12 protein-coding genes are annotated in these 12,820 nt (G+C 46.1%); 10 read left to right on the forward strand and 2 right to left on the reverse strand.

Features of this window, described 5'->3' with window-relative positions:
• Nucleotides 1-19: 19 nt before the first annotated feature.
• Together ICE89_RS05670 and ICE89_RS05675 are read right to left on the reverse strand one after the other, a co-directional pair.
• Nucleotides 20-1,330 carry a homoserine dehydrogenase gene (locus tag ICE89_RS05670; protein ID WP_215359431.1) on the reverse strand — a complete coding sequence of 437 codons (1,311 nt, stop codon included), beginning with the start codon at nucleotides 1,328-1,330 and terminating at the stop codon, nucleotides 20-22.
• Nucleotides 1,327-2,583 (reverse strand): aminotransferase class I/II-fold pyridoxal phosphate-dependent enzyme, encoded by a 1,257-nt coding sequence (locus ICE89_RS05675; protein ID WP_216265181.1) that lies wholly within the window; start codon nucleotides 2,581-2,583, stop codon nucleotides 1,327-1,329. The genes ICE89_RS05670 and ICE89_RS05675 overlap by 4 nt, the downstream gene beginning before the upstream one ends.
• Nucleotides 2,584-2,662: 79 nt before the next feature.
• Between ICE89_RS05675 and ICE89_RS05680 the strand changes: the two genes are divergently transcribed.
• The 10 genes from ICE89_RS05680 to ICE89_RS05725 all read left to right on the forward strand — a co-directional run bounded on the left by ICE89_RS05680 (nucleotide 2,663) and on the right by ICE89_RS05725 (nucleotide 12,705).
• Nucleotides 2,663-3,040 (forward strand): Mth938-like domain-containing protein, encoded by a 378-nt coding sequence (locus tag ICE89_RS05680; protein ID WP_216265182.1) that lies wholly within the window; start codon nucleotides 2,663-2,665, stop codon nucleotides 3,038-3,040.
• The gene (locus tag ICE89_RS05685; RefSeq protein ID WP_216265183.1) at nucleotides 3,040-4,722 is read left to right on the forward strand and encodes a glycosyltransferase family 39 protein; all 1,683 of its coding nucleotides are present in this window, start codon (nucleotides 3,040-3,042) and stop codon (nucleotides 4,720-4,722) included. The genes ICE89_RS05680 and ICE89_RS05685 overlap by 1 nt, the downstream gene beginning before the upstream one ends.
• 11 nt (nucleotides 4,723-4,733) lie before the next feature.
• Nucleotides 4,734-5,888 (forward strand): DegT/DnrJ/EryC1/StrS aminotransferase family protein, encoded by a 1,155-nt coding sequence (locus ICE89_RS05690; RefSeq protein WP_216263996.1) that lies wholly within the window; start codon nucleotides 4,734-4,736, stop codon nucleotides 5,886-5,888.
• A gap of 41 nt (nucleotides 5,889-5,929) precedes the next feature.
• Nucleotides 5,930-6,892, forward strand: a complete 963-nt coding sequence (locus ICE89_RS05695) for a glycosyltransferase (protein ID WP_216263995.1) — start codon at nucleotides 5,930-5,932, stop codon at nucleotides 6,890-6,892.
• Nucleotides 6,893-7,762: a formyltransferase gene (locus ICE89_RS05700; protein ID WP_216265184.1), complete on the forward strand. Its 870-nt coding sequence runs from the start codon at nucleotides 6,893-6,895 to the stop codon at nucleotides 7,760-7,762.
• 48 nt (nucleotides 7,763-7,810) lie between these two features.
• Nucleotides 7,811-8,857 carry a bifunctional UDP-4-keto-pentose/UDP-xylose synthase gene (locus ICE89_RS05705; protein ID WP_216263993.1) on the forward strand — a complete coding sequence of 349 codons (1,047 nt, stop codon included), beginning with the start codon at nucleotides 7,811-7,813 and terminating at the stop codon, nucleotides 8,855-8,857.
• Nucleotides 8,858-8,879: 22 nt separating this feature from the next.
• Nucleotides 8,880-9,797: a polysaccharide deacetylase family protein gene (locus tag ICE89_RS05710; RefSeq protein WP_216263992.1), complete on the forward strand. Its 918-nt coding sequence runs from the start codon at nucleotides 8,880-8,882 to the stop codon at nucleotides 9,795-9,797.
• A gap of 32 nt (nucleotides 9,798-9,829) precedes the next feature.
• Nucleotides 9,830-10,297 (forward strand): peroxiredoxin, encoded by a 468-nt coding sequence (locus ICE89_RS05715; protein ID WP_216263991.1) that lies wholly within the window; start codon nucleotides 9,830-9,832, stop codon nucleotides 10,295-10,297.
• Nucleotides 10,298-10,529: 232 nt separating this feature from the next.
• Complete coding sequence (locus ICE89_RS05720; RefSeq protein WP_216265185.1) at nucleotides 10,530-12,191, forward strand: PhoH family protein; 1,662 nt, start codon at nucleotides 10,530-10,532, stop codon at nucleotides 12,189-12,191.
• The gene (locus tag ICE89_RS05725) at nucleotides 12,148-12,705 is read left to right on the forward strand and encodes a C40 family peptidase (RefSeq protein ID WP_370624900.1); all 558 of its coding nucleotides are present in this window, start codon (nucleotides 12,148-12,150) and stop codon (nucleotides 12,703-12,705) included. The genes ICE89_RS05720 and ICE89_RS05725 overlap by 44 nt, the downstream gene beginning before the upstream one ends.
• Nucleotides 12,706-12,820: the final 115 nt, after the last annotated feature.

Raw genomic sequence — 12,820 nt, forward strand, 5'->3', positions numbered from 1 at the left:
ATATTTTGCTGAGTTTTACTTAAGACAGATTTTCTAAACGGATCTTCACCACTTCGCCAGCAACTGTCTTGAGATTCTGAATCTCTTTAATCGCGGCAAGCATGTTTTTTTCTTTAGTCTCGTGAGTTAAAGCCACCAAATCAGTTTGACTTTCACCCTCATCAGCTTCTTTTTGCAAGAGTGCGTCAATGGAAACACCATGCGAAGCCAAAATTTTGGTGATGTCAGCTAATACACCAGCTTGATCAGCTACTCGCAAGCGCAGATAGTAACTAGTAGTGATCTCGCCAATAGGGAGCACTGGTGTGTCATGGACAGCATCTGGCTGGAAGGCCAAGTAAGGTACGCGATGTTCAGCGTCAGCGCTTAGCAAACGAGTGATATCCACTAAGTCAGCAATCACTGCGGAAGCAGTTGGCTCAGAGCCTGCACCTTTGCCGTAATACAAAGTCGTTCCAACGGCATCGCCAAATACTTGCACGGCATTCATGGCGCCCTCAACGTTTGCAATCAAACGCTTGGAAGGAATGAGGGTTGGGTGGACACGCAACTCAACCCCAGTTGACGTTTTCTTGGCAATGCCGAGTAACTTAATGCGATAACCTAATTGCTCTGCATACTTAATATCAATTGCATCTAATTTAGTGATGCCTTCGATGTGTGCTTTTTCAAACTGCATTGGAATACCAAATGCAATCGCACTCATGATGGTCGCTTTATGCGCAGCATCAACACCTTCGATGTCAAAAGTCGGATCTGCTTCTGCATAGCCTAGGCGTTGCGCTTCTTTAAGTACTGTTGCGAAATCTAAACCTTTGTCGCGCATCTCTGACAAGATGAAATTGGTTGTGCCGTTAATGATGCCGGCAATCCATTCGATACGGTTTGCTGTTAAGCCTTCACGCAAGGCTTTAATAATGGGTATGCCACCAGCTACAGCAGCTTCAAAGGCAACCATCACGCCTTTAGCATGCGCCGCCTTAAAGATTTCGTTACCGTGAACAGCAATCAATGCTTTATTAGCTGTAACTACATGCTTACCTGCGGCAATTGCCTCAAGAACCAAGTCTTTAGCGATGCCATAACCACCAATCAGTTCAACAACGATGTCGATCTCTGGGTTATTGATCACGGCACGGGCATCACTTACCACTTGTGCGCGGTCTTTAACCAATTCTTTGGCACGTTCTACATTCAAATCAGCAACTGTATTGATGCGAATGCCGCGCCCAGCACGACGAGTAATTTCATCTTGGTTACGCTCGAGAACAGTGAATACGCCACCACCAACAGTGCCAATACCTAATAGACCTACTTGAATCGGTTTCATGATGCCTTTGCTGCAGTTGAAGAAGCCTTACGGCTGTGCTTATTACGATAACGCTCCAGAAAACGAGCAAGGCGGCTAATAGCCTCCTTTAGCACATCTTCGTGAGGCAAGAACACTACACGGAAGTGATCAGGTTTACCCCAGTTGAAACCAGAACCCTGCACTAACAATACTTTTTCTTCTTTTAAAAGATCGGCGACAAATTGCTGATCATCTTTAATTGGATAAACCTCAGGATCTAGCCTTGGAAATAAATACAAAGCAGATTTTGGTTTCACGCAAGTCACGCCTGGAATATCAGTTATGAGTTTCCATGCAAGATCACGTTGCTTTGCAAGGCGGCCGCCCTCACCCACTAAATCATTAATACTTTGGTAACCACCCAAAGCTGTTTGAATCGCATACTGACCTGGTACGTTCGCACACAAGCGCATTGAGGCCAACATATTGAGACCCTCGATATAGTCACGGACCATTTCCTTATCGCCTGAAACCACCATCCAGCCTGCACGGTAGCCGCAAGAACGGTAATTTTTAGAAAGGCCATTGAAGGTAATAATGACTACATCTGTAGACAAAGAAGCTAATGAGAGATGCTTCTCACCGTCGTACAACATCTTGTCGTAAATCTCATCCGCAAACAAAATCAAACCATGCTCACGAGCAATTTGAGTTAACTCAAGCAATACTTCTTTAGAGTAAATTGCACCAGTAGGATTGTTTGGATTAATCACCACAATCGCTTTGGTACGCGGTGTAATTTTTTTACGGAGATCGTTTAAGTCTGGCGCCCACTCTTTGGATTCATCACAAAGATAGTGCACCGGTGTGCCGCTCGACAAACTGACTGCAGCAGTCCACAGCGGGTAATCTGGTGTTGGTACCAACACCTCATCGCCATCATTTAAGAGTGCGTTCATCGACAGAACGATGAGCTCAGAAACACCATTGCCGGTATAGACATCATCCAAGGTCACGCCTTGAATGCCTTTTTCTTGGCAATACTGCATGATGGCTTTGCGAGCAGCAAAGATTCCCTTGGAATCAGAATAAGCTGATGCATTGCTTAAATTGCGAATCATGTCCAACTGAATCTCTTCAGGCGGATCAAAACCGAAAACCCCTACGTTTCCGATGTTTAATTTGATGATTTTGTGGCCCTCTTCCTCCATGCGCTGAGCAAGCTCAAGCACCGGCCCACGTATGTCATAACAGACGTTATCGAGCTTTTGGGACTTTAGGATCGGTTTCACAATAAATTTAAGGGTAAGTTCTTGAAATATGAGAAAAAACAGCTAGCTATAATCCACATAATTATGACAGAGAGTCCACTTGAAGCTTCAATCTGACCCCCATTCCGGAGCGAATACGATCACTGGCTATGGCGATGGCTACGTAGAGATCAATAAGATCCCTTACGACCATGCGGTCCTACTCAGCTCGGACGGCGCCATTTCTAACTGGTCTGCGCAAACATTTGATAGCTTAGAAGCCAGTCATTTCGCGCAAATGGTTGATTTAAAACCAGAATTAATCCTCATTGGGACCGGTAGCCGCCAGCGCTTTCCCAAGCCAGAACTTCTTAAATCCTTGATTGATGCCAAGATTGGCTTTGAAATCATGGATTCCCAGGCTGCCTGCCGCACCTACAACATCCTAGTCGGCGAGGGTCGTCAGGTCGTGCTTGCCCTGATTGTGGAACCCACTTAATGCAATTTGGCCAAATTCGGCAGTCATCAGCCCTACACCCAGGCAAGATTTTGCTGCTGGTCATTATTTACGGCTTGCTTTGGTTTGGCACCCTCAATTACCGCCACCTCATCCCATCCGACGAAGGCCGCTATGCAGAAATAGCCCGAGAAATGCTAGTTACTGGTGATTGGATTACTCCGCGTTACAACGGTTACAAGTATTTTGAAAAACCCCCTCTTCAAGCTTGGGCAACTGCCGCCGCATTTCAAGCATTTGGTATTGGCGATTGGCAAGCGCGCCTTTGGACAGCACTAACGGGTTTCCTAACTATTCTTTTGGTCGGCTTTACTGGTGCGCTCATCTTCAACGCGAGAGCAGGATGGTTGGCTGCTGTTGTATTGGCATCGAGTCCGATGTGGATTATCAGTGGTCACTTCAATTCGCTCGACATGGGCTTGTCCTCATTTTTGGTGGCGGCTCTATGTAGCCTCTTGCTTGCACAAACTTCACATAACAAAAATAACTGTCGCAACTGGATGTGGGCTTGCTGGATTTTTATGGCGCTAGCAACACTATCCAAAGGAGTTATTGGCGCAGCGATTCCTGCAATGGTTTTTATTGCTTATTCCATTAGTACATGGGACTGGAAAATCTGGACGCGCTTACGTTTATTTAGTGGAACTATTTTGTTCTTAGCTATCACTGCCCCTTGGTTTGTATTGGTGGCGCAACGCAACCCTGAATTCCTAGAGTTCTTCTTTATTCACGAACATCTACAACGCTTCACGCAAGATGATCACAGTAGAACTGGCCCCATTTACTACTTTGTACCGCTCCTCCTCATCGGCCTGCTCCCCTGGATTCTGCAGGTCCCTGGGGCGCTTGCACAAGCATGGAGCGAGCGTCGTCGCGAATTCTCAGCAGGCTGGCTATTAGTCTGCTGGTTTGCTGTGATTTTTGCATTCTTTAGTATTTCTCACTCCAAATTGCCTGGCTACATCATCCCCGTATTCCCAGCGCTCGCTTTAATTATTGGCAATCGTTTAGATCGCTTACTTGGTAACACCAACACCATGGCATTACCATGGAAATTACAGACACTTTGCTTTGCAATTTTGGGGTGTGTTGGATTTTTCTTTTTAGATGCCATTGGTAAACAAGCAAGACCTGATGAGATTGAAGCTTATGCACAATATATCTATTGGGTGATTGCTGCATTAGTAGCACTTGTCAGTTGTAGCGCTTACGCTGCATGGCAAAGCAAGCGCAATGGCATTCAAAGCATCGTCAGCTTTGCTTGTGGGTTCTTTCTCTGCGCCATCATCGCGGGAACAGGTCACGAGACATTGGGCCGCGCAGTTTCTGGTATCGATCTAGTAGATCGAGTCAAAGTCTCTATTCCAGAAAAAGTGAACTTTTATTCAGTGCGTCTTTTAGATCACACCGTGCCTTTCTATTTAGGCAGAACGATGATCATGGTTGAATCACCCGATGAGCTTGAGTTTGGGGTTAATCAAGAGCCAGAACTTTGGATGCCGACCTTAGACACCTTTATTACCCGCTGGCAAGAAGATCAAACGGCCTACGCCATTATGGTTCCAGAGCAATTTGATGCGCTTAAGACTCAGGGCTTCCCAATGCAGGAAGTCGATCGTGATTCACGCAGGGTCATTGTCAAGCATCCAGATATCTCGCAGTAATATAGGACACCATGACAAACTTCATCCCCTTCACGCGCCCTAGCTTCAATCAAGAAACCATTGATGCTGTTTCAGAGGTATTGCGTTCAGGATGGGTGACATCCGGACCCAAGTTGGCCGAGTTTGAAGCTGCTTTAAGTCAATACTTTGGCGGTCGTCCGGTACGCTGTTTTGCCAATGGCACCGCAACTATGAAAATCGCTCTACAAGTTGCCGACATTGGCGATGGCGACGAAGTGATCACCACCCCAATTTCTTGGGTGGCAACTTCTAATGTGATTTTGGGTGTTGGTGCCAAACCAGTATTTGTGGATATTGACCCCATTACACGCAATATTGATTTGAATAAAGTGGCTGCTGCAATCACACCAAAGACACGCGCGATCATGCCGGTCTATTTGGCTGGTCTTCCTGTTGATATGGATCAACTCTATGCGCTAGCCAAACAGCACAAGCTTCGTGTAATTGAAGATGCAGCGCAGGCCTTTGGCTCTCAGTGGCAAGGTAAGAAGATTGGTAGCTTTGGTGACCTGGTGAGCTTTAGCTTCCAGGCCAACAAGAACCTCACCACTGTTGAGGGTGGCTGCCTTGTTCTCAATAATCTCGACGAAGCAAAACTGGCTGAGAAATTTCGCCTGCAAGGATTAACCCGTCAAGGCATTGATGGCATGGACGTGGATGTATTGGGCGGCAAAGATAACTTGACCGATGTGAATGCAGCTATCGGTCTTGAACAACTCAAGCAACTTCCCTCTTATCAAACACGTCGTGCTGAACTCGCGCACCAATACTTTGATGTGCTTCGTGCCAAATTAAAATCGGCTGGATTGGAAGGCTTGAAATTAGAACTTCCAGTAGAAAATTACACTGATAGTAACTGGCACATGTTTCAAGTTGTTTTGCCGCTCGAGCAGCTCAATACGGATCGAGCTCAAGTGATGACGGAGCTAAAAGATTTGGGCATTGGTACTGGCGTTCATTACCCCGCCATTACTGGATTCACTCTCTATAAAAACCAGGGCTACAAAACTTCAGACACTCTGATTGCCGAACGCATTGGTCGATCCATTCTCACCCTCCCCTTATTTCCGGCAATGGTAGATGAAGATATTGACCGTATAGCCAATGGATTGGTCGGAATTTTGCAGAAATACCGCAAAAACTAGCGTTCTTGGGTTAAACCCAAAGAATCAGGCAAAATTGCAGCATGACTGCAAATTTAGTTGCCAACCCAACACTCAGCATTGTTATTCCCGTTTACAACGAGGAGGACGGATTAAAGGCTTTATTTGATCGCCTTTATCCAGCATTGGATGCCCTAGCTGCCAAACGCAAGATCACCTATGAGATCGTATTTGTTAACGACGGTAGTAAAGATCGTTCCGCCGGCATTCTTTCCAAGCAAGTGGAGTTACGCCCTGATGTAACCCGTGCAGTTTTATTTCATAGCAACTTTGGCCAACATATGGCCATCATGGCTGGCTTTGAATACGCCAAAGGCGAACACATCATTACTTTGGATGCTGACCTACAAAATCCCCCGGAAGAAATTGATGCTTTAACTGAGCAGCTATTAAAGGGTCATGATTATGTTGGCACCATTCGTGCAGACCGTCGTGATAGCTTCTTCAGAAAATTTGCTTCACGTGCCATGAATCGTTTGCGTGAAAATATTACCCGCATCACGATGACTGATCAAGGTTGTATGTTGCGTGGATATAGCCGTCGCATTGTTGACTTAGTCCGCCAATGCGATGAGAGCAATACATTTATCCCGGCACTGGCATATACATTCTCTGCTAATCCAGTTGAAATTACCGTCAAACACGAAGAGCGTTTTGCAGGTGAATCCAAATACAGTTTGTACCAATTGATTCGCCTGAACTTTGACTTAGTCACTGGCTTTTCTGTCATGCCGTTGCAGATTTTCTCAATACTCGGCATGCTGCTATCCCTTGCTGCTGGTAGCTTGTTCGCGTACCTACTGGTTCGCCGCTTCCTTCTAGGTGCTGAGGTTGAGGGGGTATTCACTCTTTTCGCCCTGACCTTTTTCCTGATTGGTGTGATGCTCTTTGGACTCGGACTATTAGGTGAATACATTGGTCGTATCTACCAGCAAATCCGTAAACGTCCACGTTATGTGGTGCAAACCGTTTTAGAGAAAAAATAATTGCACGCAGTCGTCTTTGCTTATCACGATGTTGGCGTCAGTTGCCTCAAAGCACTTCTCAACGCAGGCATAAAAGTCGATTTAGTGGTAACCCACCAAGATGACCCCAATGAGAATGTTTGGTTTGGAAGCGTTGAAAAGCTCTGTCAAGAAAAAGCTATTTCTTACGTCACTCCGAATGCTAATGAATTAGTAGATTTAGTTCCCAAGCTCCAAGCTTTAGCTCCTGACTATATTTTTTCTTTCTACTATCGCTTCATGATTCCGGAGCAGATTTTGGCTTGCGCCAAAATTGCCGCACTCAATATGCATGGCTCCTTACTCCCAAAATATCGTGGACGTGCGCCAGTGAATTGGGCTATTCTGCATGGCGAAACAGAGACCGGTGCAACTTTACACGTCATGGAAGCAAAACCGGATGCGGGAGATATTGTTGGGCAAGCAGCCGTCAGCATCGGCCCAGATGAAACCGCTACTGATGTATTTGCTAAGGTCAGTCAGGCTGCCGTGAGCGTGATTGATCAGGTCTTGCCTAGCCTTCTAAAAGGAATTGTTCCCCGCAAGGCGAACGAGCTCCAAAAAGGCAGTTATTTTGGCGGTAGAAAGCCTGCTGATGGTCAAATTCACTGGAATCAGACTGCCAAACAGGTTCACGACCTGGTTAGGGCTGTTGCACCCCCTTATCCAGGCGCCTTTAGCGACCATGATGGCAAAACCATGATTGTGGCCCGCACCAGCCTAAATGGGCCATTTCCAGACAAGCTCAATCTTGGGGTTTGCGGCATCCAAGTGGTTGATAATCGGGTATTCGGTATTTGTGGCGACCATCAAGCAGTAGAAGTTTTGGAATGGTTTCCAGCAAGCAAATAAGCAGAAAATTCAGCAATAGCAAATTAGATTAAAAACGAGGCAGTAGAGATGAAAAAAGTACTCATTCTTGGTGTTAACGGTTTTATTGGTCACCACCTTTCTAAGCGCATTCTCGAGACAACCGATTGGGATGTCTATGGCATGGATATGCAAAACGATCGTCTTGGTGATTTGGTTAACCATCCACGCATGCACTTCTTTGAAGGCGACATCACAATCAATAAAGAGTGGGTTGAATATCACATTCGCAAATGCGATGTCATCTTGCCTTTAGTGGCGATTGCAACGCCAGCTACGTATGTTCAGCAACCACTCAAAGTATTTGAGCTCGACTTCGAAGCCAATCTCCCAATCGTGCGCTCTGCTGTTAAGTACAAAAAGCATTTGGTATTTCCATCAACCTCTGAGGTTTATGGCATGTGCGAAGATGGCGAGTTCGATCCATCTAAATCGAATATGGTTTATGGCCCAATTAACAAGCCACGCTGGATCTATGCCTGCTCCAAACAGTTGATGGATCGTGTGATCTGGGGTTATGGCATGGAAGGCTTACGCTTTACCCTCTTCCGCCCATTTAACTGGATTGGCCCAGGCTTAGACAGTATCTACACACCTAAAGAAGGTTCTTCCCGTGTAGTAACTCAGTTCTTGGGTCACATCGTTCGCGGCGAATCCATCAATGTTGTTGATGGTGGCGCTCAGAAACGTGCCTTTACTTATATTGACGATGGTATCGATGCCTTGATGCGCATTATCGATAACAAAGATGGTGTTGCTAACGGCAAGATCTACAACATCGGCAACCCAAAGAACAATCACTCCATTCGCGAACTTGCCAATCAGATGCTGGAAATTGCTCGCAGTATTCCTGAGTATGCAAAGAATGCGAATGCAGTAAAGATTGTAGAAACTACTTCAGGGGCTTACTACGGTGAAGGCTATCAAGACGTTCAAAATCGTGTTCCAGCAATTGATAACACGATGAGCGAACTAGACTGGAAACCAACGACTACGATGGCAGATGCGCTCAAGAATATCTTTGAAGCCTATCGTGAAGACGTAGAAAAAGCCCGCACTTTAGTAGATAAAGAATAAGCAAAAGTAAATTCAAAGGTACATGACTAAGATTGCTCTCAAGGTTGATGTTGATACCTTACGCGGAACCAAAGAAGGCGTTCCCAATTTAGCTCGCACGCTAGAGCGTTTTGGCCTCAAAGCCACGTTTCTATTTAGTCTTGGGCCTGACCATACCGGCTGGGCTTTGAAGCGCGTCTTCCGTCCAGGCTTTCTGAAAAAAGTTAGCCGCACTTCTGTTGTAGAGCACTACGGGATTAAGACGCTCTTATACGGTGTACTTCTTCCCGGCCCCGATATTGGCAAGAAAGCTGCTGCAGAAATGCGTGCCATTGATAAAGCAGGTCATGAGACAGGTATTCATACTTGGGATCACGTTGCCTGGCAAGATGCAGTTCGTAATCAGGATACACCCTGGACAAAAGCGATGATGCAAAAAAGCTGGGATCGTTTTGTAGAAATCTTCAGTCATGCACCGGTAACCTATGGTGCCGCAGGCTGGCAAATGAACGATGCCGCCTTTGAGCAACTCGATCAATGGGGCATTGCCTATTCTTCGGATGGCAGAGCTGAACCCAATCTCATGCCCTATCGCCTTGCATTACCGTCAGGAAAAGCAAAGCATGTGCAATACCCAACAACGCTCCCTACCTTTGATGAACTTATTGGCATCGATGGCGCTGATGAATTTGGCGCAGTCAAAAAGTTATTAGAAATCACCCAAAGCAATCCAAATGACCAAGTCTTCACACTACACGCTGAACTAGAGGGGCAAAAACTATTGCCTGCGTTCGAGCAGCTGCTAGCTGGATGGCTAAATCAAGGTCATGAGCTCGTCACTATGGGCGAGCTTCATAAATCCTGGGAAGCCACCAAGCAACTCGATAAAATAGCGGTATTACCACTGACCTGGGGTGAAATACCCAATCGCAGTGGCGACTTAATCATTCAAAATAACTAGAACTCAGAGATAACAACCAACGAAGGATCATCATGACAGTAGCTATCGGTCAACCTATGCCACAGTGCACAATTCCAGCAACCTCTGGATTGATGTTTTCACCTGCGTCTGCAAAAGGTAAAAAATTGGTTCTTTATTTTTACCCTAAAGATATGACTCCGGGATGTACTGCCGAATCCGGCGAGTTCAGAGACAACATTGAAGCATTTACCAAAGCTAATACTCTGGTGGTAGGCGTTTCACGAGATAGCCTCAAGTCACATGACAATTTCCGCAGCAAACTAGAGCTCCCGTTTGAGCTAGTTGCTGACACGGAAGAAAAGCTTTGCCAGATCTTTGGCGTCATGAAGATGAAGAATATGTATGGCAAGCAAGTCCGTGGTGTCGAGCGCAGCACCTTTCTATTTGACTCCTCTGGCAAGCTGGCAAAAGAGTGGCGCGGCCTGAAGGTACCCGGTCATGTGACAGAGGTATTACAGGCTGCCCAAGCCACTAAATAATTTTTACAATAATTTGATCTGAGGTGCTTGCAAACCCCAAAATTTGGGGTAAAGTGACTCATATGCACCGTAATCGACGGGAAAGTCTGACAATCCGTTTGAATCAGAAACCTGAATATCTCAGATCAGGTACGGGGAGCAACCCCCTCCGTTTTTCAGACCTTAATACAACCAGTTTCGTAATAAACCGTCAATGCAATCTGCTTGGCGGTTTTTTCTTTTAGGAGAGTCCATGCCACTGCCCCCAATCCCCACTCAAATTGCTGATCAAGTCAAACTCAGTCGCAAAGATACTCCCGACTTAAAGAAACGCCCTGCTCAAGCAAAACCAGTGGTAGTGGAAGCTGTTGACTGGACTAATGACGTAGAGGAAGATTTATCCGCTGCAGAAGTAGCTCTCGAGAAAATCAAAGCGGATCATCGCCCCACTTCTAATGTGCGAAACGAAAGCAAGGCACCTACACCCGCAAAACCTAAACGCGTAATTCGTACTGGACCGCCGAGCTTATTTGTTCTCGATACCAACGTATTGATGCATGACCCAAGTTCCCTATTCCGTTTCTCCGAGCACGATCTCTATTTGCCGATGACGACTCTAGAAGAATTGGATAACCACAAGAAAGGCATGACAGAGGTAGCTCGCAATGCTCGTACTGTCAGCAGATCCTTAGATCAGTTGATCGCAGGTACTAGCGGTACTTTGGATGACGGCATTCCACTCAATAAGCTAGGTAACCAAGATGTGACGGGTCGCTTATTCTTTCAAACAAAACTAACTACCCAGACTTTGCCAGAAGGCTTGCCCGAAGGTAAGGGCGACAACCTCATCCTTGCCGTCGTCAGTGAACTACAAAAAACTCGTAAGGGTCAAGAAGTGGTATTGGTATCCAAAGATATCAATATGCGCATCAAGGCACGCGCACTTGGCTTACCGGCTGAAGATTATTTCAACGACCAAGTTTTAGAAGATCGCGACTTGATGTATGCCGGAGTCATGCAACTGAATGCCGACTTTTGGCCTAAGCATGGCAAGGATATGGAAAGCTGGGCTGACTCCAAATCTGGCACCATGTTCTATAGAGTCACTGGACCATCAGTACAAAGCATGCTGGTCAATCAGTTTGTCTATCAAGAAAATCCAGATGGCTCTACACCTTTCTACGCACAGGTTAGAGAAATTAATGGCAAGACTGCTCTCTTACAAACACTCAGAGACTTCTCTCATCAGAAAAATAATGTTTGGAGTGTGACTGCACGTAACCGTGAGCAGAACTTTGCCATGAATCTGCTCATGAATCCGGATGTGGATTTTGTTACTTTATTGGGCCAGGCAGGAACTGGTAAAACCTTGTTAGCATTGGCCGCCGGTCTTGAGCAGGTGCTTGATAGCAAACGCTATAACGAGATCATTATTACTCGTGCCACAGTGCCAGTTGGCGAAGATATTGGCTTCCTCCCTGGTACCGAAGAAGAAAAGATGCAACCTTGGATGGGTGCATTTGATGACAATCTCGAGGTATTACAGCGCAACGAAGATGGCGGTCCTGGTGAATGGGGTCGCGCTGCAACTCAAGAGCTGATTCGCTCCCGCATTAAAGTAAAGAGCATGAACTTTATGCGTGGCAGAACTTTTGTAAGCAAATTTGTGATCGTCGATGAAGCGCAAAACTTAACCCCTAAACAAATGAAGACTTTGGTAACCCGTGCAGGCCCTGGAACCAAAATTATTTGCTTGGGTAATATTGCTCAGATTGATACGCCTTACTTAACAGAAGGCTCTTCTGGTTTAACTTATGTGGTGGATCGCTTCAAAGGCTGGCGTCACGGTGGACATGTGACATTGGCGCGCGGTGAGCGTTCACGTCTTGCGGATCATGCTGCTGACGCACTCTAAGCAATCCCTCTCATGCCGCACTCTCCTGGGGTGCGGCATTTTTATTTGTAGCTTATTTGCCCTAAGCGGATGTAGTACATTCAGCGGTAAATCAGGATCCTCCTCCAGAGTTTCTCAATTTAAGCAAGACACTAGCGTCGGCACTGAAGATATCTCCATTGCAGCCGTAGGCTTGGTGGACGTGCCCTATCGATATGGTGGTAATACCCCAAAAGGCGGTTTTGATTGCAGTGGGCTGATTGTGTATGTCTATAACAAAGCTGCTGGGGTAAAACTACCGCGCACTATTCAATTGATGAGCACCAAGGGAATAAGCATCGAAGGGCAGCCCCCGGCCCCCGGCGATTTAGTATTCTTCAATACCACTGGTGAGAAATATTCTCATGCTGGAATTTATGTAGGACAAGGTAGATTTGTACATGCCCCCAGTGCTGGTGGCACTGTGCGATTAGACTACATCACATCACCCTATTGGGCAGCTAAATTTACTGAAGCACGTCGTATGGTGCCCTGATATTGAGATTCCTTAGGGTTAATAGCACTTTCCCCATGTTTCCTAATAGCTTAATTTAGATTACAGTATTTTATTAAGCAGTCCACGAAAAGAAGTACTCACAATTGGAGATGTC

Origin of the sequence: Polynucleobacter sp. AP-Kaivos-20-H2, assembly GCF_018882215.1 — a bacterium.
Lineage (GTDB): Bacteria > Pseudomonadota > Gammaproteobacteria > Burkholderiales > Burkholderiaceae > Polynucleobacter.